We start from the raw sequence: 21,572 nt of genomic DNA, 5'->3' as shown, positions 1-21,572 counted from the left end.
CGGCGGGACAGCGACGGAAACCTGCGGGATACTGGGTGGGTGGATACCACTGAGCTGACCCGGAAGATCCTCGACCGCCGTGTGAAGGAGACCGACCCGCTGCGGATCGTGCAAGCCGGCCATCCCGCGCTGCGTCGTCCGTCTCTGTCCGCCGGCGGACGACTGCAGATCGATCTCCTGCTGGAGCTGGTGGACGCCATGACGATCACGATGCGCGAGGCGCCGGGAGTGGGCCTCGCCGCTCCCCAGGTCGGGCTGCCGCTGGCCCTCTATGTCCTCGAGGACCGGTCTGAGAGCGCCGACGAGGGCGCCGACGAGGGCGACGAGGATCCCTGGGAACGCTCACCGGTTCCGCTTCGTGCCCTCCTGGATCCGCAGGTCGATCTGCTGGGCGAACAGCGCGTCTATGCCTGGGAGGGATGCCTGTCGGTGGACGGCTGGCAGTCGATCGTTCCCCGGTCCCGACGGGTCCGGGTGCGCGCCACCGAGCTCCTCCCCGGTGGCGAGCTGCGGGAGATCGACGAGGAGCACCAGGGGTGGCCCGCGCGGATCCTGCAGCACGAGACCGACCATCTGGCCGGGACCCTGTGCCATGACCTGATGGTGCCGCGCTCCTTCATCGAGGCCGGGTACACGCCGCACTACCAGGATCTCGGCGAGGCCGTCCGTCTGCTGGACCTGCGCGGGGAGATCGCTGAGCTCGCCCCGGGCCAGGTCGTCGTCGGCTGAACGCTCCGCACGTCGCCTGTCGTCCCGCCGCCCGTCGTCCCGTCGTCCCGTCGCCCGTCGCCCGTCGCCCGTCGCGCGTCGTCCCGTCGTCCGTCGCGTCCTCGCGGGGCGCGGATGTGCGGTAGACCGCTCGGGACGGCGTCCTGCCAGTCGGGGACGGTAGCTTGACCCTGTTCACGACACGAGACGAACGGAGCTGATGGTGAGCACGAGCGACCGGCACACCCCGGAGATCGACCAGGACGACAGCGGTGAGTTCCGCGAGGAGCTCGACGAACGCTGGCTCACGGTGATCGACGCCGCGATGAAGGTGCAGACTCCGCTCGCGCACCGCTATGTCGAGCAGCAGCGGGCCAAATATCCCGAGGACACGCCGCGTCAGCACCTGGAGAGGGTCACGGGTCGCTTCACGGCCCTGATGACCCTGACCGGCGCAGGCATCGGCGGGGTCGCGGCGCTGCCCGGGCTCGGCACGGTCGCAGCCCTGGGCCTGACCGTCGGCGAGGGAGTCTCCTTCGCGGAGGCCTGCGCCTTCCTGGCCCTCGCGGCCGCGGAGATCCACGACGTGGACATGTCCGACAAGAACACGCGCCGCCTGGTCCTGATGGGTGTGCTCAGCGGAGAGCGGGGCACCGAGATCATCGCCAAGGCGATGGGCAAGCAGGGCCTGCAGTGGAATGCCGTGCTCGGCGGGGGCGGCGGCTTCCTCCCCGGTCTGGTGAGCAAGCAGATCTCCCGCTATGTGCGCAGGCGCGTCGTGGCCCGCTCCAGCAAGCTGTGGCTGGGAAGGCTCCTGCCCTTCGGGATCGGCGCGATCATCGGCGGCTTCGGCGCACGGTCCGTGTCCCGGTCCGTCGTCGACGCGATGCTGGAGATCTTCTCCCAGGCCCCGACCCTCGACGGTGAGCTCGCCGACTCCGCACCGCGGGCGGATCGCCTGGACCGCTGAGGCTCGATGAGGCCCGCTGAGGCTCGATGAGCCCCGGTGGGAAGTCGGAAGCACCCGGAGGGAGCACGACCCCACCGGAGGGGGCAGAACAGCAGGAGAGGGCCGACCCCGCGGGGTCGGCCCTCTCCTGCTGTCGCTCGACAGGGCGGTCGCGCGTCGGCGACCGCCCGGTGATCACACGTCCTGCGTGAAGTCGTTCTCGTGCTCGGTGCCGACGGCACGCTGGTAGGAACGGCGGATCTCCGCCTCCGCGTCGCTGCGGCCCTCCCAGTGAGCGCCCTCGACGCTCTTGCCCGGCTCGAGATCCTTGTAGACCTCGAAGAAGTGCTGGATCTCCAGCCGATGGAACTCCGAGACATCGGTGAGCTCCTGGCGGCGGACCTGACGGCGGTCGCCGACGGGCACCGCCACGATCTTGTCGTCGCCGCCGGCCTCGTCGCGCATGCGGAACATGCCGAGCGCGCGACAGCGGATCAGGCAGCCCGGGAAGGTGGGCTCCTCGAGCAGGACGAGACAGTCCAGGGGATCGTCGTCCTCTCCGAGAGTGCCCTCGATGAACCCGTAGTCATCGGGATAGCGAGTGGCGGTGAAAAGCATCCGGTCCAGGCGGATACGCCCGTTGTGGTGGTCCACCTCGTACTTGTTCCGGTTCCCGCGAGGGATCTCGATGGTCACGTCGAATTCCACGACAGCCGCTCCGTTGCTCCGGCCCTGTGGGCACTGGTTCTGACCCGGACACCATATCGTGGGGACATGGCGGGAACAGTATCCGAGCGCATCTGGCGCACGACGGCGATCGTGCTGTGCGCCGTCGTCCCCGGAAGCTTCTATCTGATCGGGGATCTCACCGACGCCTTCCCAGGTGTGCTCACCGTGCGCGCCGTGCAGGAGGGACCGCAATCCGGCCCGCAGGCGCAGGCCGAGGGCTGGGAGAGGGTCCCGGCCGCTGGACCGGGCCCCGCGGTCGCCCCGGAACCGGACCTCGATCAGGCAGCTGACCTGGAGAAACGCATGGCGGCTCATGCTGCGGATCCCGTCGTCGCCGGAGGCCTCGCCTTCAGCGTGGTCGACGCGGACACCGGTGAGGTGCTCGCCGCGCGCGACGCCGAGGCCGCCCTGACCCCGGCCTCGACCCTCAAGCTCCTGACCGCGGCCGCCGTGCTCCGCCTCTACACCGGGGACGAGGTGCTCACCACCCGCGCCACCGTCGAGGACGGACTCGTCACCCTCCAGGGCGGCGGTGATATGACTCTCAGCGAGGCGGACCTGCGTGACCTCGCGATCCAGACGGTCGCGCTCGCCCAGGAGCAGGGCAGCACCGAGGTCTCCCTCGCCCTGGACGACTCCTACCTCTCAGGCGGTGCGAACCCCGCCTGGGGGAACAACGGGACCGCGGGCGGCTGGGTGACGCCGACGGCCACGCTCGCGCTGGACGAGGGCTGGCTCGACGGGGAGCAGTACGGCGCCAAGTCCGCTGATCCCGCCGGGGATGCGGCCCGTCGCTTCGCCGAGCTGCTCGAGGAGGAGGGACTCCCGGTCACGGGGAAGCTCACCACCGCCGAGGCGGCGGACGAGGCCCCGAGCGTCGAGGTGCATTCGGAGCCCCTCTCGGAGATCGTGCGCCACACCCTGCAGATCTCCGACAACACGACCGCGGAGCTGCTTGCCCATCTCGTCGCCGACGCCCGGGGCGAGGAGACGACCCCGCAGGCCGCCGCGGCCGCGGTGGAAGCGGAGATCAGGGATCTCGCCGGGGAGATCGGGGTTCCCGAGGAGGATCTCGCCGCGCTCGAGATCCACGACGGCTCCGGTCTGTCGCGGGAGGACAGGGTGCCGCCGGCCCTGTTCTCCGCGGTGCTCGCGCACGTCGCCTCGGGGGAGGAGCCCGCGCTCCAGCAGATCCTCTTCGACGTCCCGATCGCCGGACTCTCGGGGACTCTCGTCGATCGCTTCGGGGACGACAGCACCGACCTGGCCCGGGGCCTGGTCCGGGGCAAGACCGGATATCTCGGAGGTGCCGCCACTCTGGCAGGGGTCGTCGTGCTGCCGGACGGCCGGACGGCGGGCTATTCGATCGTGGTGCACGGCTTCGACGGGGCTGATGCCGTCGAAGCCCGCGAAGCCGTCGACGCGGTCGCCGCCGAGATGGTGAAGGTCGCCTGATGGGGGAGGACTCCTGATGGCCGGGCCCGCCCCCGTCGTCGCGCGCGCACGGACCGCCGTCAAGGTGGCGCTCACGAGCCGGCTCGAACAGCTCGCCGATGACACCGCCGCAGGTCAGCTGTCCCCGCGGATCCTCGTCGGCCTCAGCGGCGGAGCAGACTCGCTCGCCCTGCTGGCGACCACGGCCTGGGTCGGTTCGCGGATGGGACTGGAGGCCGAGGCGGCGATCGTCGACCACGGGCTGCAGACGGACTCCTCCTCGGTCGCGGAACGGGCGAAGGCCCAGGCCGAACGGCTCGGCGTCACCGCGTACGTGCTGCGGGTCCACGTCGATTCCGCCTCGGGCGGCGGCCTCGAGAAGGCCGCCCGCGAAGCGCGGCACAGCGCGCTCGACGCCCTCCTCGAGGACCGCGGGGGACTGGCCCTGCTGATGGCGCACACCCTGGACGACCAGGCCGAACAGGTGCTGATGGGCCTCGCGCGGGGCGCCGGGCCCCGAGCCCTCGCCGGGATCCCCCGCTCCCGCGGCGCGCTGCTGCGACCCTTCCTGGGCAGCGGCCGTGACGAGACTACGGCGCTGCGCCGAGCCGACACCGAGGAGATCTGCCGGCTCCATGACCTGGAGTGGTGGGAGGACCCGATGAACGCGGACGAGTCGATGCTGCGCGCTCGGGTACGTCATCGCGCGCTGCCGCTGCTGCGGGAGCTGCTCGGGGAGCAGATCGACGAGAACCTCGCCCGCACCGCGGACCTGGTGCGACCCGATGCTGACCACCTCGATGCCGAGGCGACGGCTCTCCTGGAGGCGGTGGTCCGGGACGGCGGGGAGCTGCGTGAGGAGCGGGATCTGCTGCTGTTGGACGTGCACGCCCTGACCGCAGCCCCCGCACCCCTGCGCACACGGATCCTCCGGGACGTCTCCCGTCGGGCGCGCCGGATCGCGGAGCCCGCCGGGGTGCCCGCCGGGGCGAAGTCCTTGCTGCGGCGCCAGGTGCTCATGATCGACGCCCTGGTCGTCTCATGGCATGGTCAGGCTTCGGTACCCGTACCGGGTAGGATCGAGGTCGCTCGCCGCGACGGCCTGTTGGTGTGGCGCCGTATGGATCCGTGAGTCGCGGCGGACGCACCCCACCACGTTCCCTGGAGGAGATCCGCGTGCCTCAGACGCACCACCACCCCGATGTCGAACGGGTTCTGCTGGACGAACAGCAGATCCGCGAGAAGGTGTCCGAGCTCGGACGCCGGATCGCCGCTGACTACGCGGACGAGCCCCCGATCCTGGTGGGCGTCCTCAAGGGTGCGGTGATGGTGATGGCCGACCTCGCCCGCTCGATCGAGCTGGATGTCGAGATGGATTGGATGGCCGTCTCCTCCTACGGGTCCGGCACCAAGTCCTCCGGCGTCGTGCGGATCCTCAAGGATCTCTCCGCGGACATCGACGGGCGCAATGTGCTCATCGTCGAGGACATCATCGACTCGGGCCTGACCCTGAAGTGGCTGCTGTCGAACCTGCGATCGCGCGGCCCCAAGAGTGTCGAGGTCGCCGCCCTGCTGCGCAAGCCGGAGGCGGCCCGCGTCGAGATCGACGTCAAGTACGTCGGCTTCGACATCCCCAACGAGTTCGTGATCGGTTACGGGCTCGACTATGCGGAGGCCTACCGGAACCTCCCCTACGTGGGCGTGCTCAAGCGCTCGGTCTACGAGGACTGACATGGCGGATGACTCCTCCAAGAACAAGAACAAGCCCGCGGCGACCGACAAGTCGACGAAGCCTGCGAGATCCGGGAAGGGCGGCAAGTCCAAGAAGCGCCGGCCCTTCACCGGGGTCGCGATCTGGATCCTGGTGGCGCTGCTGCTGGGCATGGCCCTGTTCTCCCTGTTCGGGCGCGACGGCTACCAGCAGGTCGACACCCAGCAGGGTCTCGAGCTGCTTGAGGGCGGCACCGTCGAGCAGGCCAAGATCATCGACGGCAACCAGCAGCGCGTCGACCTGGTGCTGACGAAGAACTTCGTCGACGGCGACGAGGACAAGGGCAAGAAGGTCCAGTTCTCCTACGTCGACGCCCGCGGCGACGACGTGGTCGAGGCGGTGCAGAAGGCCGATCCGAAGAAGGGCTACACCGACGAGATCGCCACGAGCCCGTGGTGGTCGACGCTGCTGCTGTCGTTCCTTCCGCTGCTGATCTTCATCGGCCTGTTCTGGTTCCTGATCATGAACGCCCAGGGCGGCGGCAAGGCCATGCAGTTCGGCAAGTCCAAGGCCAAGCTGTTCAACAAGGAGGCCCCGCAGGTCACCTTCGCCGACGTCGCCGGCGCGGAGGAGGCCGTCGAGGAGCTCGACGAGATCAAGCAGTTCCTCGTGGATCCGGGCCGGTACCAGGCCGTGGGCGCGAAGATCCCCAAGGGCGTACTGCTCTACGGGCCTCCCGGAACGGGCAAGACCCTGCTGGCCAAGGCCGTCGCCGGTGAGGCGAACGTGCCCTTCTACTCGATCTCCGGCTCCGACTTCGTGGAGATGTTCGTGGGCGTCGGCGCGAGCCGCGTGCGCGATCTGTTCTCGACCGCGAAGGAGAATGCCCCGGCGATCATCTTCATCGACGAGATCGACGCGGTGGGCCGTCACCGCGGCGCCGGCATGGGCGGCGGGCACGACGAGCGCGAGCAGACCCTGAACCAGATGCTGGTGGAGATGGACGGGTTCGACGAGAACCAGAACGTCATCCTCATCGCCGCGACCAACCGTGTCGACATCCTGGACCCCGCGCTGCTGCGCCCGGGCCGTTTCGACCGGCAGATCGGCGTCGAGGCCCCGGACCTCAAGGGTCGTCTCCACATCCTCGGCGTGCACGCCAAGGGCAAGCCGCTCGCGCACGACGTCGACCTCGAGGCCGTCGCCAAGCGCACCATCGGCATGTCCGGTGCGGACCTCGCCAACGTGCTCAACGAGGCGGCGCTGCTGACAGCCCGCAGCGGCAACCAGATCATCGACGACCGCGCCCTGGACGAGGCCATCGACCGTGTGTCCATGGGCCCGCAGCGCTACTCCAAGGTGATGACCGAGCGCGAGCGCCAGATGACCGCGTACCACGAGGGCGGGCACGCGCTGGTCGCCGCGGCGATGAACAACTCCGCCCCGGTCACCAAGGTGACGATCCTGCCGCGCGGCCGGGCCGGCGGCTACACGATGGTCGTCCCCACCCAGGACCGCAACTACCAGTCGCGCAACGAGCTCCTGGACCGCCTCGCCTACGCGATGGGCGGGTACGCCGTGGAGGAGAGCATCTTCCACGACGTCACCACCGGCCCCAGCTCGGACCTGCAGAACGCCACCAAGATCGCCCGGGCGATGGTCATGCAGCTCGGCATGAGCGACAGCGTCGGCCAGGTCGCCCTCTCCGGCGAGCAGGACGAGGTCTTCGTGGGCATGCAGCAGGGTCAGGCACCCCGCTTCAGCGCCGAGACCGCGAGCATCATCGACCAGGAGGTGCGCCGCCTCCTGGACACCGCGCTGGACGAGGCGTGGGCCGTGATCGTGGAGAACCGCCACGTTCTCGACCGCCTGGTGGAGGAGCTCCTCGAGAAGGAGACCCTGAACGAGCACGAGCTCGCCGCGATCTTCACGGACGTCACCAAGCGGCCTCTGCGCGAGGTGTGGCAGTCCAGCCAGGAGCGCCCGGCGCTCGCGGCTCCGCAGGCGGGCAGCGGCACCACCGCGACCGGGGCGGAGTCCCACGACGCGGGCGAGCCCCTCAGCCCCGGTGCCCCCGAGCTGCCGCACCCCGGTGACGACGGTCCCTCCATCCCGGGAGCGCCCCACGGTGATCTCCCGGGCGGCGGCGGAGGCTACGGTCCCGGCGGGTACGGACCCGGTGGGTCCGGCGGCTACGGCTCCGGCGGCTCCGGTGGCTACAGCGCCGACGGGTACGGCTCGGACGGCTACGGCCCGACCGGCGGCCAGGACGGGAACCCGGGCTACGGGCCCACCCGCCGCGACGATGCCCCCGAGGGCGACGGGACGGCGCACTGAGATGACGATCGATCACGCCCGCATCGAGGCGGCGGTCCGGGAGATCCTCGCCGGGATCGGCGAGGACCCGGACCGGGACGGTCTGCTCGAGACCCCGGCCCGGGTCGCGCGGATGTACGCGGAGGTCTTCGAAGGGCTCGACCAGGACGCCCGCGAGCCGCTGTCGACCACCTTCGACATCGACCACCAGGAGCTCGTGCTGGTGCGGGACATCGGCTTCCACTCGATGTGCGAGCACCACCTCCTCCCGTTCGTGGGCAGGGCGCACGTCGGCTACATCCCCGACGGCGGTGTGGTGACGGGGCTCAGCAAGCTCGCCCGCCTCGTGAACGTCTACGCCCGTCGGCCGCAGGTGCAGGAGCGGCTGACGTTCCAGATCGCCGACGCCCTCATGAGCGAGCTCGGCGCGGCGGGCGCGATCGTGGTGATCGAGGCGGAGCACATGTGCATGTCGATGCGCGGCGTGCGTGCCGAGGGCGCCCGGACGGTCACCAGCGCGGTGCGCGGCATGCTGCGCGAGAGCTCCAGCACCCGGGCCGAGGCCATGAGCCTCATCAACCGGGCGTGACCCCATGAGCCCTGCGGAACGCCAGAGCCCGGAGGGACTTCCCGAGCGTCTCTCCCGGGAGGACACCCTGGTCATGGGCGTCCTGAACGTCACCCCCGATTCCTTCTCCGACGGCGGGGAGCACTTCACCCAGGCCGAGGCGATCGCCCACGGGCGGCTGCTGGTCTCCCAGGGCGCCGCGATCGTCGACGTCGGCGGGGAGTCCACCAGGCCGGGGGCGCCCAGGGTCGACGAGGACGAGGAGCTGCGCCGGGTGATCCCCGTGGTCCGCGAGCTCGCCGCGGAGGGCGTCGTGATCAGTGTGGACACCATGCGGTCCTCGGTGGCCGCCGAAAGCGTCGCGGCCGGCGCCCTGATCGTCAACGACGTCTCCGCCGGCCGGGCCGATGTCGACATGGGGAGCGAGGCGGCACGGCTGCGCACCGTGCGCGGCACGCCGCCGGTCTTCATCGCGATGCACTGGCGCGGTCACAGCGACGTCATGAACGAGCTGGCCGTGTACGAGGACGCGGCGCGCGACAGCGCCACCGAGCTCGAGGACCGGCTGGCCGCGCTGCGGGAAGCCGGCGTCGAGGACCGCTTCCTGGTCGCGGACCCCGGCCTCGGGTTCTCCAAGACGGGCGACCAGAACTGGGATGTGCTCGCCGACTGGGACGGCATCGCCTCCCACGGACTGCCGATCCTCATCGGAGCATCCCGCAAGCGCTTCGTGAGCTCGCTGGGCGTGGACCGTGACGCCGCGACCGCAGCGATCAGCGCCTACAGCGCCGAGCGCGGCGCCTGGGCGGTCCGGGTCCACGAGGTCCCCTCCACCCTCGCCGCCGTGCGCGTCGGCGACCGACTGCGCAGGAGCGCCCGCCGATGAGCACCACCGCAGGTCACGAACCAGCACAGACGGGACGTGCCCGTCCCGGGCTCGACCACGGGTCGCTCGACCGCATCGAGGTGACCGGGATCCGGGCCTGGGGCCGGCACGGCGTGCTCAGCCAGGAGAAGGACCTCGGCCAGCAGTTCGTGGTCGATGTCGCGCTCCAGCTGTCCACGGCTCCGGCCGGCCGCAGCGACGCGCTCTCGCGCACCGTGAACTACGCGGAGGTGGCCGCCGCGGTGCACGAGGAGATCGGCACCGGCTCCCACGATCTGGTGGAGACGCTCGCCGAGCGCATCGCGCAGCGGATCCTCACCGATACCGGGCACCCGCTCGTGCGCCGCGTGGAGGTGCGGGTCCACAAGCCCGCGGCCCCCGTCGGCCTGCCGGTCGGCGACGTCGCGATCACCATCACGCGCGATGCCGCACCCGTCGAGGCCGTCCTCGCCCTGGGCACGAATCTCGGCGACCGGGAATCCCATCTCGCCCGGGCCCTCGAGCTGCTCGGCACGACGGACGGGATCGAGATCGACTGGACCGGCCCCGTGCTGGAGACCGCACCGGTGGGCGGGCCCGAGGGGCAGGACGCGTTCCTGAACTCCGCCATCGGCGTGAGCACCGTCCTGGGCCCGTTCTCCCTGCTCGAGGCGGCGCACCGCGCCGAGCGTGATGCCCGTCGTGAGCGGCTGGTCCGGTGGGGGCCGCGCACGCTCGACGTCGACGTCATCACCTACGGCGAGAGCACGAGCGAGGACGAGGAGCTCACGCTCCCGCATCCCCGCGCCCACGAACGGGCCTTCGTGCTCGCCCCCTGGCACGCCGCGCGGCCCGACGCCGTGCTGCCGGGCCGCGGCCCGATCGTCGCGCTGCTCGCGGAGGCCACGGATCGTGACGGCCTGCGACCGGGCACGCCGATCCCCGGGTTCGACTTCTCGTGAGGCCGCTCAACCTGCCGATCCTGCTGCTGATCGTCGTGATCGGTGCGGGGTTCGGCGCCCAGATGCTCGAGACCCTCGCGTCGCGGGGCCACTCCCTGCCGATCGCGGGCTGGCTGACCACCGCGGTGATGCTCGCGATGGGAGCGGTGCTGCTGGCTTACGGGATCCCGCTGCGCCGCTATATGGCCGAGAGCGAGGAGCGCCGGGTCCATCCGAGCCTCGCCCCGCGCCGCCATCAGATCGACCTGCCCACCGCCTTCCGCACCGTGCTGCTGGCTCGCGCCAGTGCCTACACCGGCGCGGTGGTGGGCGGGATCTTCGCCGGGCAGACCCTGTACCTGATGGTCACCGGGACCGGGGACCCGCTCGCAGCGATCCTCCCGACGGGTGCCGCCGCCGTGGTGGGGATCGGGCTCGCGATCCTCGGCGTGGTCGTCGAGCGCTGGGGGCATCTGCCCCCGGACGACGGCGACGGCAGCGGTGAGAGCACCGGGGAGAGCGCAGGACTCGGGCACTGAGCCCGGCAGAACCTGCTGGACCCGCTGGATCCGTTGAATCCTTTGTCTCCGCTGAACGTCGGCTCCGCACCCCGACGATCGGGGGAGCAGGACCGCGTCCGACGCGGAAAGCATCCCCGGAGGTCGGATGGCGAGAAGCGCACGAGGTGACACGATGGTGACCATGACTTCCGCTCCTGAACCCACCGAGCGCCCCACGGCGTCGATGCACGTCGTCCCCACGTCGCCGACGCTGCCCGACACCCCGGACGGCCTCCTCGGCGCCGGCGCGCTGCGCCCCGTCTCACCTCGACTGGTGCCCGCGCGTTATGTCGCCGGCATCGTGGGCTACGTGGTGTGGGTGCTCATGATCGCGGGCGCGATCGTGGCGGCGGTGCTGACGGACCTGTGGTGGCTCGCCCCGATCGGCGTGCTGCCCCTGATCATCCTGCTGCAGAGCCTCCTGCTCACCCCGCGACGGGTGCGCGCGATCGGCTACCTCGACGCGCAGGAGGATCTGACGATCGCCAGCGGCATCATGTTCCGCTCGGTGCACACGATCCCGTACGGGCGCGTGCAGTCCGTGAAGATCGACGAAGGGCCGGTGGACCGTCGCTACGGTCTCGCGAAGCTCACGGTGAGCACCGCCGCCGGCGGGTCGACCGTCGTGCTGCCCGGTCTGCCCAAGCAGGAGGCCGAGCGCCTGCGAGCGATGCTGACCGAGCGCGGCATCGAGATCATGGCTGCGCTGTGAGCGCGACCGAGCACCCCACCGCAGGGCCCGACGACGCCGATACCGAGAGCGGGAGCGGCACCGCGGGCGGGAGCGGCACCGCGGCGCCGGAGCCCAGCACCATGGCTGCCGGGCGCCGGCGGACCCACCCGATCACCCCGCTGGTGAGCGGCTGGAAGATCGTCGTCGGCATCGTCGCAGTGGTCTCCGCCCAGAACATCGCACGGCTCGTCAACGACTTCTCGGTCACCAAGGCGCTCATCGGCGCCGGCGTCATCCTGGCCGCCGTGGTGATCGCCATCGTGCTGTCCTCGATAAGCTGGTGGTTCACGACCTATGCGGTCGACGACGACGGCGTGTCCCTGCACACCGGCGTGATCAGCAAGTCCCGAGAATATGCACCGCAGGCCCGTATCGAGTCGGTCTCCGTCGAGCGTCCGCTGCTCGCACGCCTGCTGGGTCTGGCGAAGGTCCGGGTCGAGGTCGCGGGCGGCGGAGAGTCGTACCTCGACATCGAGTACGTGAAGTCCGCGGACGCCGAGCTCCTGCGCCGTCGGATCCTCGGGGTCGCTGCGCTTCCCGGTGCCGCCACCGCGGAGACGGCCATCTCGACCGACGGGACGGCCGACAGGTCGACCTCGTCCGCCCGGCACGAGCAGTCGGCCGGAGAGCTGGCGCCCGGAGCCGGGGCTCACGGTGCTGCGACCGGCGGTGCTGCGAACGCCGTTGCTGCGACCGGCGGTGCTGCGACCGATGATGCCGCCATCGACGACGCTACGACGGAGCCCACCGGAGCCGGCCGGCTCGAGGGCGTCCTCTACGACGGCGTCACCGACGGCGAGCTGATTGCGAAGATCCCCACGGGGCGGCTCGTGCGCTCGCTCCTCCGGGACCTCGGGTTCCTCCTCGGCATCGTCATGAGCTTCGTGGGTGTCGTCGTCGCGATCGGCCTCGCGATCTGGCAGGAGGGTCTGTCGTTCGCCATGGTCATCGCCCTGGCGCCGTCGGCGTTCACGATCTTGAAGTACGTCTTCGGCCGGATCGAATCCGGCTGGGGCTTCGTCTCCCGCAACACCGACCGCGGGCTGCGGATGCGGCGCGGCCTGGCCAACACGCGCACCGACAACATCGCCTCGGGGCGCGTGCAGCGCTTCCAGCTGCGCAGGCCGCTGCTGTGGCGCACCCCCGGCTGGACGGCTGTGTCCGTGACCGTCGCCGGGATCGACGACTCCGACGAGAACGGGGCGGAGCACGTCCTGCCTGTCGGCACCCCGGACGAGCTGGGCGCCACGCTCAGCCACCTCGCCGCCCCGCTCGGAACCGACGACGATCTCGGGACCCTCGAACACCTGATGACGGCGAGGGCGCGGGAGATCGACGGTCTGCGCACGCCGGCCCGCCTGTACTGGATCTCCCGACGCACCGAGGTCACCGTGCTGCTGCCCGGGGCCGTGATCCACCGCAGCGGGGTGCTGGGCAGGACCGTGCAGATCATCCCGCGTGAACGCATCCAGGAGCTCACGCTCCAGGACGGGCCGCTCGCCCGACGGCTCGGGGTGCTCAGCCTCTCGGTGGGGATCGCGGGGGATACCTCGCTGGACCTCGGCGGCCTCGCCCGCGAGGACGCCATCGCCCTGCACGCCACGCTCGCGCACGATGCCCGTACCCTGCGCCGCTACCGGGATCGCGAGATGTGGCCGCAGCCCGCTCTGGGTCGGTCGTCGGCCGCGCCCGCCCCTGATGAACTCCTGGAGGACCGATGAACGCACCACGGCTCGGCATCGGCATCATCGGGTCCGGACGCGTCGGGGCCGTGCTCGGTGCGGCCCTGCGCGCCGAGGGCCATGCGATCACCGGGGTCTACGCCGTCTCGGACGCGTCCCGCGAGCGGGCCGAGGAGCTGCTGCCCGGCGCCCCGCTGCTGGATGTGCCCTCGATCGTCGAACGCAGCGAGATGCTCCTGCTGGCCGTGCCCGACGACCAGCTCGAGTCGCTCGCTGCCGGGATCGCCGCCACCGGCCTCGTCCCCGGCGGACAGCTGGTCGTGCACACCTCCGGCCGCTACGGGACCGACGTGCTGGCACCGCTGGCAGTCGCGGGGTGCGCGACGCTCGCCATCCACCCCGCCATGACCTTCACCGGCACGCGGACGGATCTGCCCCGGCTCCTCGGCTGCCCGATGGCCATCACCGCCCAGCCGACCTTCCTCCCGGTCGCGGCCGCTCTCGTCGTGGAGCTCGGCGGCGAGGTGGAAGTGCTCGCAGAGGGGGACCGGCCGCTGTACCACGCCTCCCTCGCCCACGCGGCGAACCACCTCGTCGTCCTCGTGGACCAGGCGCGGGAGGCGCTCGGCCGGATCGGCATCCAGGATCCCGGCGCCTACCTCCGGCCCCTGCTCGAGGCGGCGCTCGAGGAATCCCTGCGACACGGCGCGAAGGCGCTCACCGGTCCGGTGATGCGGGGTGACGCCGGAACCGTGGGGGCGCATCTCGAGGCGCTCGACGATCTCGACGCGACGGCGGAGTCCGGCGTGCGTGGTGATACCGGCGACACCTATCGCGCCCTCGCGCTCGCGGCCCTGACGCGTGCGAAGATCCCGGAGGACAGCCGGGAGCAGATCCGGGCACTGCTCGAGGAGAATCCGCCGAGGGAGGACGCATGAGCACCGCACCACAGGACCCCCCGATCGACGGGCGAGCGCCGGACCGCGACACCGCACTGGTCACTACCAAGGCACAGCTGCGGGAGGCGCGTGCGGGGATGGACGGCACCGTCGCGGCCGTGTTCACCATGGGGGCCCTGCACGAGGGGCACCTCGCGCTCGTGGCCCGTGCCCGCGAGATCGCCGATCACGTGATCCTCACCGACTTCGTCAACCCTCTCCAATTCGGTCCCGGGGAGGACTTCGACGCCTATCCGCGGGTCCTCGAGCAGGACCTCGCCCTCGTCGACGGGCTCGTCGACCTCGTCTTCGCCCCGTCGGTCCAGGAGATGTATCCGGTGCTGCCGCCCACCGTCTCGGTGACCGCCGGACACGCCGGCACGATCCTCGAGGGCGCGGCCCGGCCGGGGCATTTCGACGGGGTCGTCACCGTGGTCACGAAGCTCCTGCAGCTGACGCGGCCGGATCTGGCCGTCTTCGGGCGCAAGGACGCCCAGCAGGTCGCGATCATCCAGCGGCTGGTCGCCGACCTCGACCTCCCGGTGCGCATCGTGCCGGTCGAGATCCAGCGCGAGCCCAGCGGTCTGGCGCGGTCCAGCCGCAACGTCTACCTCACGGATCAAGGTCGGGAGCAGGCGCTGGCACTGTCGCGCACCCTGGCCGCGGCGCAGGACGCCGCCCCCTCGAACGCCGGTCTCCGCGGGGCGCTCGCGGCCGCCGTTGACCGCGCCGAGATCGAGTGGGCCTATGCTCTCGCGCTGGATCCGAGCACCCTCGCGGACATCGGCGCCGATCACCGCGGGGAGGTGCTCGTGGCCCTTGCGGGGCGGGTGGAGGGCACCCGTCTGCTGGACGCCGCTGTGGTGGTGGTGACAGCTCCCTGACGAGACCAGCGTATCCACGGGGAGTGATGAGAGAATGCGGATCATGACTGAGAACGCACCTGCCCTCGACCCCACGGACACCTCCGACCAGGTAGCGGTCCGCAAGTCCAAGCGGGAGCGCCTGCTCGAGCGGGGCGAGGAGGCCTACCCGGTCTCGGTCCCCGTCACCACCACGGTCGCCGCTGTGCGGGAGGCCTACGGGCACCTGGAGGCCGGCCAGGAGACCGAGGACGTCGTGGGAGTCTCCGGACGTGTCGTCTTCCAGCGCAACACCGGCAAGCTCGCCTTCGTGACCATCCAGGACGGCGCCGGTCAGCGACTGCAGATCATGGCCTCGCTCGCGGAGATCGGGGAGCAGCGCCTCGCCGACCTCAAGGCGGACGTCGACCTCGGCGACCACGTTTTCTTCCACGGCCGCGTCGGGGCCTCGCGTCGCGGCGAGCTCAGCGTGTTCGCCGACACCTGGCAGATGGCGGCGAAGGCGGTGCGCCCCCTTCCTGTGCTTCACGCGGACCTGTCCGAGGAATCGCGGGTGCGTCACCGCTACGTCGACCTGATCGTGCGTCAGCAGGCCCGGGACACCGTGCGCCAGCGTGCCCAGGTGATGCGCTCCCTGCGCGAGTCCTTCCATTCCCGGGAGTTCGTCGAGGTCGAGACGCCGATGCTCCAGGTGATCCCCTCCGGTGCCGCGGCGCGCCCGTTCGTCACCCACATGAATGCCTTCGACCTCGACCTCTTCCTGCGGATCGCCCCGGAGCTGTACCTGAAGCGGGCGGCCGTGGGCGGGTTGGAGCGGGTCTTCGAGGTCAACCGCAACTTCCGCAATGAAGGTGCGGATTCGACGCATTCGCCCGAGTTCGCGATGCTCGAGGCGTATGAGGCGTACGGAGATTACAACTCCATCGGCGATCTCACCCAGACACTTGTTCAGGAAGCCGCCGAGCGTGCCACCGGCTCGCAGGTCGTCACCCTCCTGGACGGATCCGACTACGACTTCAGCGGGGAGTGGGCGAAGATCACCGTCTACGGATCTCTCTCCGAATCGCTCGGCGAGGAGATCACCCCGGAGACGACGCCGGAGCGCCTGCGCGAGATCGCACGATCCCTGGACCTCGATCTCGATCATCCGAAGTTCGGCCACGGCAAGCTCGTCGAGGAGCTTTTCGAGAACCGGGTGGGCGACCACCTGTACGAGCCCACCTTCGTGCGCGACTTCCCGGTCGAGACCAGCCCGCTCGTCCGTGCCCACCGGACGACGCCCGGCGTCGTCGAGAAGTGGGATCTGTATGTGCGCGGTTTCGAGCTGGGCACCGGCTACTCCGAGCTCGTGGATCCCGTCATCCAGCGTGAGCGCTTCGCCCAGCAGGCGGAGCTGGCAGCCCAGGGTGATGATGAGGCGATGCGGCTGGACGAGGACTTCCTCGAGGCCATGGAGTACGCGCTCCCGCCGACCGGCGGCATGGGGATGGGCGTCGATCGTCTGCTCATGGCGCTGACAGGCCTCGGAATTCGCGAGACGATCCTGTTCCCGCTCGTGAAGCCGGAGGCCTGAGATGGACAGCGGATTCTTCTTCGAAGCCGGATCTCTGCTGCCGTCCCTGGGCGTCGGCCTCCTGTTCTGGTTCGTGATGCGGGCAATTCTGCGGTCGGATCGGCACGAGCGGGAAGCTCAGCGACAGGCGGAGAAGGATTATCGGGAACTTCATCCGACGGATGAATAGGATCACCGTGCAGAAGTGATTCTGCGCTGCAGATTGATAATCCCCCCTTCGCAATGGATACTAGGTGGCGCTCGCGAACTCAACCAGAGTTCGCGGAACCAGAAAAACGCAGACCAGCGAGGGAGTACCCCTATGGCACGGAAGACTTACGTGGAGCTCGTCGATGATCTCGACGGCGGTCAGGCCGCCGAGACCGTGAGCTTCGCCGCCGATGGCGTCGCCTACGAGATCGATCTGTCCGAGGACAACGCCCGGAAGTTCCGCGAGGAGCTGGGCACCTGGGTCAGCAAGGCCCGTCGCGTCGGCGGTCGTCGCAGCCGCGGGACCTCGTCCGGCCGCTCCGGCGGCGCGAACGATTCGGCACGTATCCGCGAGTGGGCGCGGGAAGCCGGTTACGACGTCCCCGACCGCGGCCGGATCTCCGGCACCATCCGCACGGCATACGAGGACGCCCACGCGAAGTGATCGCGCGGCACCCTGCCGGGGAATTCTTCCGGGATGACGAGAGCCCGTCACCTTCCGAGGTGACGGGCTCTCGTCATGCGGGATCCGGACCCGTCCGGCTCACCAGCCGCGGATCGACCAGCTCGCGGAGAAGTCCTCGCCCGGGGACAGGCGCACCACGTCGGTGCCGCTGCGGAACGCGTCGGGCGGACAGGTCATCGGCTCCACCGCGAGACCGAGCCGGTTGTTCTCCGGCTCCGGACGGTCCCCGGTGTGCACCTGGAGCCATCCGCAGTCCGCGCCTGCGGTGAGCGCGACCCCGGTCCCGCCGGGCGCGGTCACGGTTGCGGTCACGAGACCGTCCTCATCGCGCCCGAGATCCGTGAAGGCATGGTCGATGAACAGCGGTCCGATCATGCGCGGACGGCCGAAATCGAAGTCGCTCCCGGGAGCGATCGGCTCGGTGCCCGTGGGGAGCAGGCGATCCTCGGTGACGGTGAGCACCGTGCCGGCCTCGACCTGCAGGGTCCACTCGTCCAGGGCTTCGGGTCCGGCCACCAGATACGGGTGGGGGCAGACGCCGTACGGAGCATCCTGATGTCCGATGTTCCGGGCCGAGACCGTCGTGGTGAGGCCGGCGTCGGGGTCCACAGCGTGGTGGACCGTCAGCAGCAGGTGGAAGGGATATCCGGGGGAGGGGAACAGCTCGGTGCGCAGCGTGATCGCGTCCGCCGTGACGTCGACCGGGGTGAAGGCCTGGAACGAGATCAGGCCGTGGAGCGCGTTGCCCCGCTCCGGTTCGGTGAGCGCGGTCTGGATGTCCTGGCCGTCCCAGGAGTACGCGCCGTCGCCGATCCGGTTCGGCCAGGGCGCGACGACTGCTCCGCGGAAGAACTGCATCGGCCCCTGCTCGGGGTTGCGCACCAGCAGGTCGCGGCCGCCGACGGTGAGGGCCTCGACGATGGCGCCCAGCGTCGAGACCTCGACCTGATAGTCGCCCGCGCTCAGCACGAACAGCTCACCGCGGTCCCGGACGTCGCCTGCGGGGGAGGCCTGGGAGTCGGCGGTGGGCAGGCGATCGGTCATGAGGTCTTCTCCTGGTGGTCCTGAGTGGACGTTGACGTGGACGCGGCCGCGGCCGCGCGCTTCGGTTCCCGCTCGCGCTCTGGCTCTGGCTCTGGCTCGGCCTCTGGTTCAGGCTCAGGGGCCGGCTCGACGAGCACGACGTCGAGCCGTCGCGGTCCGTGGACGCCTTCGACACGGCTGAGCTCGATGTCGCTGGTGGCGCTGGGCCCGGAGATCATCGTCCAGGGGGCGCCGGGGTCGGTGCCCATGCGTTCGATGCCCTTGGGGACACCGAGCACCACCTGCTCGTCCTCGACGACCACGATGTGGTGATCGGGGACCAGGGTGATCGCCCGTCGGCCCCCGAGATCGTCGCCGCGCAGCACGATCGTGCCGGTGAGGGCGATCGCGGTGTGGCAGCCGGTGATGACGGCATCGATCGCGTCGAGCTCCCGGGGCGAGGCGCTGCCGTCGTCCTGGATCACCGTGGCGTCCACGGAGCCGGTCCATGCAGCCGGCAGCCCCGCGGGCACGATGACCCGGCTCTCGGACCCGAGGGCCGCGGCGATGGCGGCCGGCACCTCGTCGGCCGTGGTGCGATGCACGACGGCGGTGTAGTCCTCGAGACGCTGCACGAGCACGTCGCGCACCTTGCCGCGGTCGGTGGAGACCTCCTGCTTGGAATCGGCGCGCTGATAATCGCGAGGCACGTCCTCCGCCTCGGTGACGGCGTCCCGGCGCGGGGCCGCGAGGGCTGTGCGTACGCGGGCGAGGATCTCTTCCTTCGCACTCACCCCGGGGGTGTGGACCGGTCGCTGGTCCCTCCAGTCGCTCATCGCTGCTCCTCGCCGCGGGTGGGGGCGTCGTCGGGCCCGTCGGATGCCACGGCGCCGCCGGGCAGCTCGGGCCCGGGGGCCGTTCCCGAGTCGGGGCGCGACGCCTCGGTCCGGGCGGCATCCTTCTCCCGGGCGTCCCACCAGCTGCGGAAGGACTTCCCGGGTTTGGGCAGGTCACGATGATCGGTCCATCCCGGGACCAGGGGGATCATCCCGGGGACCTTCCCGATGTTCTTGCCGCGCAGCACCTTCGAGAGCGGTCCGGCGGCGCGCACCGCCTTGTCGTAGGCACCGGGAGAGCTCATGAGGGTGCTCGCACCCTTCATCGCCACGTCCCAGGTGCCGCGGAACTCGCCCTTGGTCTCCCGACGGTCGTCGACCTCCTCGGCGCGCAGGTGCACGAGGATCTTGGGGATGTCGATCTTCACGGGGCACACGTCGTAGCAGGCGCCGCAGAGGCTCGAGGCGTAGGGGAGCGAGGTGTTGGGGTCGTCCGGCCCGTGCATGCCCGTCATCTGCGGGGAGAGGATCGCCCCGATCGGGCCGGGGTAGGTGGAGCCGTAGGCGTGGCCGCCGGTGCGGGAGTAGACCGGGCACACGTTCAGGCAGGCCGAGCAGCGGATGCAGTGCAGGGCGCTGCGTCCCTCCGGGTCCTCGAGCACGGCGCTGCGTCCGTTGTCCAGCAGCACCAGATGGAACTCCTCGGGGCCGTCGCCCGGGGTGACTCCCGTGAACAGCGTCGTGTAGGGGTTCATCCGCTCCCCGGTGGAGGAGCGCGGCAGCAGCTGCATGAACACCTCGAGATCCTGGAACGACGGGATGATCTTCTCGATCCCGACCACGGAGATGAGGGTCTTGGGCAGCGTGAGGCACATGCGGCCGTTGCCCTCAGACTCGACGATCACGAGGGTGCCGGTGTCCGCGACGGCGAAGTTCGCCCCGGAGATCGCCACCGATCCCGGCATGTCCAGGAACTTCTCGCGCAGGAAGCGGCGCGCCGCATCGGCCAGCTCCGCGGGCTCGTCGGTGATCGACGGATCCAGATCCGGCATGGCGCGCAGGAAGATCTCCCGGATCTCGGCGCGGTTGCGGTGGATCGCGGGGACGAGGATGTGGGACGGCGTGTCGCCGGCGAGCTGCACGATGAGCTCGGCGAGGTCCGACTCGATGGCCCGGATCCCGGCGTGCTCGAGGGTCTCGTCCAGGCCGATCTCCTGGGTCGCCATCGACTTGACCTTGAGGATCTCCTCGGCGCCGCGCTCGAGGGCGAGACGCGTGACGATCTCGCCGGCCTCGTCGCCGTCTCGGGCCCAGTGCACCACCCCGCCGGCCGCGGTCACGGACTCCTCGAGCTGCTCCAGCAGCTCCGGGAGATGGTCGGTGACCTGCCACTTCAGGGCGCTGCCGGCGTTGCGGAGCTTCTGCCAATCGCGCACCTCGCGCACCGCCGAGGCGCGCTTGGACTGGATGGTGGCGGTGGCATGGCGGAGGTTCTCGCGCAATGTCCCGTCCTCGAGCTCACCACGCGCGGCCTCGGGGAAGGACTGCGTGCCGCGCAGGTTCGAGGACGGCGAGGCGTACTGGGGGCGGATGGTCGGGATGCCGAGGTCGACGGTGCTCATGAGGCCCTCCCCAGGATGGTCTCGGACGGGACGAAGGGATCGTCCGGGGTGGAGGCGAGGATCTGCGCCAGGTGGACGGCCTGCGGTCCTGCGGCGTCGTCGCTGGTGCGCCGCAGCTTGCCGCCGATGTTCATCAGGCACGACGCGTCCCCGGCGACCACGAACTCGGCGCCGGTGGAGACCACGTTGGCCGCCTTGTCGGTGACCATCGCATCGGAGGTCGCGTCGTTCTTCACCGAGAACGTGCCGCCGAACCCGCAGCAGGAGTCGGACTCGGGGAGGTTGCGGATGTCGATGCCCTCGACGGCCCGCAGCAGCTTCAGCGGTCGCGCGCCGACCTTGAGCACTCGCATCGAGTGGCAGGTGGGGTGGTAGGTGACGCTGTGCGGGAAGTACGCGCCGACATCGGTCACCTTGAGCACGTCCACGAGCAGCTCGGAGAGCTCGTAGGTCTTCGCCGAGACGGCGGCCACGCGTTCCTCGAGCACGGGGTCCTCCTCGTGCTGCGCCACCAGCTGGTGCTGCTCGCGCACGCAGCCGGCGCAGGACCCCGAGGGCATGACGATCGCGTCGATGCGGTCCAGGGACGGCTCGAAGGTGTCCACGAAGCTGCGCACCACCGGGGCCGCCTCGGAGTAGTACCCGGTGTTGGTGTGCATCTGCCCGCAGCAGGTCTGGCGCTTGTCGAAGACGACCTGGTGCCCCAGGCGCTCGAGCAGGGTGACGGTGGCCCGGGCGACGTCCGGCGCCATCACATCCACCAGGCACGTGGTCATCAGTGAGATTCGCATCCGGGTTCCTTCTTCCTGGTCCTGCCGGGTGGGCGGTCGACGGTGACGTGCCGCGGTCCGTCCGCGACGAGGATC

At 70.5% G+C, this 21,572-nt stretch carries 22 protein-coding genes; 17 read left to right on the top strand and 5 right to left on the bottom strand.

Going from position 1 to position 21,572, the window contains the following annotated elements:
• Positions 1–39 precede the first annotated feature (39 nt).
• Together ACT3T5_RS14375 and ACT3T5_RS14370 are read left to right on the top strand one after the other, a co-directional pair.
• The gene (locus tag ACT3T5_RS14375; RefSeq protein ID WP_444594703.1) at positions 40–729 is read left to right on the top strand and encodes a peptide deformylase; all 690 of its coding nucleotides are present in this window, start codon (positions 40–42) and stop codon (positions 727–729) included.
• Between the two features lie 202 nt (positions 730–931).
• Positions 932–1,678 carry a hypothetical protein gene (locus tag ACT3T5_RS14370; RefSeq protein ID WP_444579182.1) on the top strand — a complete coding sequence of 249 codons (747 nt, stop codon included), beginning with the start codon at positions 932–934 and terminating at the stop codon, positions 1,676–1,678.
• Positions 1,679–1,852: 174 nt separating this feature from the next.
• On the opposite strand, the gene ACT3T5_RS14365 is transcribed toward ACT3T5_RS14370, so the two are convergent.
• On the bottom strand, positions 1,853–2,365 hold the full coding sequence (locus tag ACT3T5_RS14365) for an inorganic diphosphatase (protein ID WP_193118182.1): 513 nt from the start codon (positions 2,363–2,365) through the stop codon (positions 1,853–1,855).
• Positions 2,366–2,431: 66 nt separating this feature from the next.
• Here ACT3T5_RS14365 and ACT3T5_RS14360 point away from each other — a divergent pair, with 66 nt between their 5' ends.
• From ACT3T5_RS14360 to ACT3T5_RS14290, 15 genes are all read left to right on the top strand, one after another.
• Positions 2,432–3,841: a D-alanyl-D-alanine carboxypeptidase/D-alanyl-D-alanine-endopeptidase gene (locus ACT3T5_RS14360; RefSeq protein ID WP_444594702.1), complete on the top strand. Its 1,410-nt coding sequence runs from the start codon at positions 2,432–2,434 to the stop codon at positions 3,839–3,841.
• Between the two features lie 16 nt (positions 3,842–3,857).
• Positions 3,858–4,952, top strand: a complete 1,095-nt coding sequence (tilS, locus tag ACT3T5_RS14355) for a tRNA lysidine(34) synthetase TilS (RefSeq protein WP_444594701.1) — start codon at positions 3,858–3,860, stop codon at positions 4,950–4,952.
• 44 nt (positions 4,953–4,996) lie between these two features.
• Positions 4,997–5,551: a hypoxanthine phosphoribosyltransferase gene (gene hpt, locus ACT3T5_RS14350; protein ID WP_444579290.1), complete on the top strand. Its 555-nt coding sequence runs from the start codon at positions 4,997–4,999 to the stop codon at positions 5,549–5,551.
• Position 5,552: 1 nt separating this feature from the next.
• Entirely contained in the window at positions 5,553–7,868 is a 2,316-nt protein-coding gene (gene ftsH, locus ACT3T5_RS14345; RefSeq protein ID WP_444594700.1) for an ATP-dependent zinc metalloprotease FtsH, read from the top strand.
• 1 nt (position 7,869) lies between these two features.
• Positions 7,870–8,436 carry a GTP cyclohydrolase I FolE gene (gene folE, locus ACT3T5_RS14340; protein WP_444579292.1) on the top strand — a complete coding sequence of 189 codons (567 nt, stop codon included), beginning with the start codon at positions 7,870–7,872 and terminating at the stop codon, positions 8,434–8,436.
• Between the two features lie 4 nt (positions 8,437–8,440).
• Complete coding sequence (folP, locus tag ACT3T5_RS14335) at positions 8,441–9,301, top strand: dihydropteroate synthase (protein ID WP_444594699.1); 861 nt, start codon at positions 8,441–8,443, stop codon at positions 9,299–9,301.
• Positions 9,298–10,242 (top strand): 2-amino-4-hydroxy-6-hydroxymethyldihydropteridine diphosphokinase, encoded by a 945-nt coding sequence (gene folK, locus ACT3T5_RS14330; RefSeq protein WP_444594698.1) that lies wholly within the window; start codon positions 9,298–9,300, stop codon positions 10,240–10,242. Before folP ends, folK begins: the two co-directional genes overlap by 4 nt.
• Positions 10,239–10,760, top strand: coding sequence for a DUF3180 domain-containing protein (locus ACT3T5_RS14325; RefSeq protein ID WP_444594697.1), 522 nt, complete (start codon positions 10,239–10,241; stop codon positions 10,758–10,760). Before folK ends, ACT3T5_RS14325 begins: the two co-directional genes overlap by 4 nt.
• 163 nt (positions 10,761–10,923) lie before the next feature.
• Entirely contained in the window at positions 10,924–11,493 is a 570-nt protein-coding gene (locus ACT3T5_RS14320) for a PH domain-containing protein (protein ID WP_444579297.1), read from the top strand.
• Positions 11,490–13,235 (top strand): PH domain-containing protein, encoded by a 1,746-nt coding sequence (locus tag ACT3T5_RS14315; RefSeq protein ID WP_444594696.1) that lies wholly within the window; start codon positions 11,490–11,492, stop codon positions 13,233–13,235. Before ACT3T5_RS14320 ends, ACT3T5_RS14315 begins: the two co-directional genes overlap by 4 nt.
• Positions 13,232–14,134, top strand: a complete 903-nt coding sequence (locus ACT3T5_RS14310; RefSeq protein WP_444594695.1) for a Rossmann-like and DUF2520 domain-containing protein — start codon at positions 13,232–13,234, stop codon at positions 14,132–14,134. The genes ACT3T5_RS14315 and ACT3T5_RS14310 overlap by 4 nt, the downstream gene beginning before the upstream one ends.
• On the top strand, positions 14,131–15,018 hold the full coding sequence (gene panC, locus ACT3T5_RS14305; protein WP_444594694.1) for a pantoate--beta-alanine ligase: 888 nt from the start codon (positions 14,131–14,133) through the stop codon (positions 15,016–15,018). The genes ACT3T5_RS14310 and panC overlap by 4 nt, the downstream gene beginning before the upstream one ends.
• 43 nt (positions 15,019–15,061) lie before the next feature.
• Entirely contained in the window at positions 15,062–16,570 is a 1,509-nt protein-coding gene (gene lysS, locus ACT3T5_RS14300; protein ID WP_444594693.1) for a lysine--tRNA ligase, read from the top strand.
• Position 16,571: 1 nt separating this feature from the next.
• The gene (locus tag ACT3T5_RS14295) at positions 16,572–16,739 is read left to right on the top strand and encodes a hypothetical protein (RefSeq protein ID WP_444579304.1); all 168 of its coding nucleotides are present in this window, start codon (positions 16,572–16,574) and stop codon (positions 16,737–16,739) included.
• 132 nt (positions 16,740–16,871) lie between these two features.
• Positions 16,872–17,204 carry a histone-like nucleoid-structuring protein Lsr2 gene (locus tag ACT3T5_RS14290; protein ID WP_444579306.1) on the top strand — a complete coding sequence of 111 codons (333 nt, stop codon included), beginning with the start codon at positions 16,872–16,874 and terminating at the stop codon, positions 17,202–17,204.
• A 99-nt stretch (positions 17,205–17,303) separates the two neighbouring features.
• Here ACT3T5_RS14290 and ACT3T5_RS14285 read toward each other — a convergent pair whose 3' ends face one another.
• From ACT3T5_RS14285 to ACT3T5_RS14270, 4 genes are read right to left on the bottom strand one after another with little or no spacing between them, the layout of a single operon-like run.
• Positions 17,304–18,269: an aldose 1-epimerase family protein gene (locus ACT3T5_RS14285; RefSeq protein WP_444594692.1), complete on the bottom strand. Its 966-nt coding sequence runs from the start codon at positions 18,267–18,269 to the stop codon at positions 17,304–17,306.
• Complete coding sequence (locus ACT3T5_RS14280) at positions 18,266–19,084, bottom strand: LutC/YkgG family protein (protein ID WP_444594691.1); 819 nt, start codon at positions 19,082–19,084, stop codon at positions 18,266–18,268. The genes ACT3T5_RS14285 and ACT3T5_RS14280 overlap by 4 nt, the downstream gene beginning before the upstream one ends.
• Positions 19,081–20,706, bottom strand: a complete 1,626-nt coding sequence (locus tag ACT3T5_RS14275; RefSeq protein WP_444594690.1) for a lactate utilization protein B — start codon at positions 20,704–20,706, stop codon at positions 19,081–19,083. The genes ACT3T5_RS14280 and ACT3T5_RS14275 overlap by 4 nt, the downstream gene beginning before the upstream one ends.
• Positions 20,703–21,497: a (Fe-S)-binding protein gene (locus ACT3T5_RS14270; protein WP_444594689.1), complete on the bottom strand. Its 795-nt coding sequence runs from the start codon at positions 21,495–21,497 to the stop codon at positions 20,703–20,705. The genes ACT3T5_RS14275 and ACT3T5_RS14270 overlap by 4 nt, the downstream gene beginning before the upstream one ends.
• Between the last annotated feature and the right edge of the window lie 75 nt (positions 21,498–21,572).

This window comes from Brachybacterium sp. AOP3-A1-3, assembly GCF_052378285.1.
Classification (GTDB): domain Bacteria; phylum Actinomycetota; class Actinomycetes; order Actinomycetales; family Dermabacteraceae; genus Brachybacterium.
This window is presented reverse-complemented; position numbering and strand designations above follow the sequence as displayed.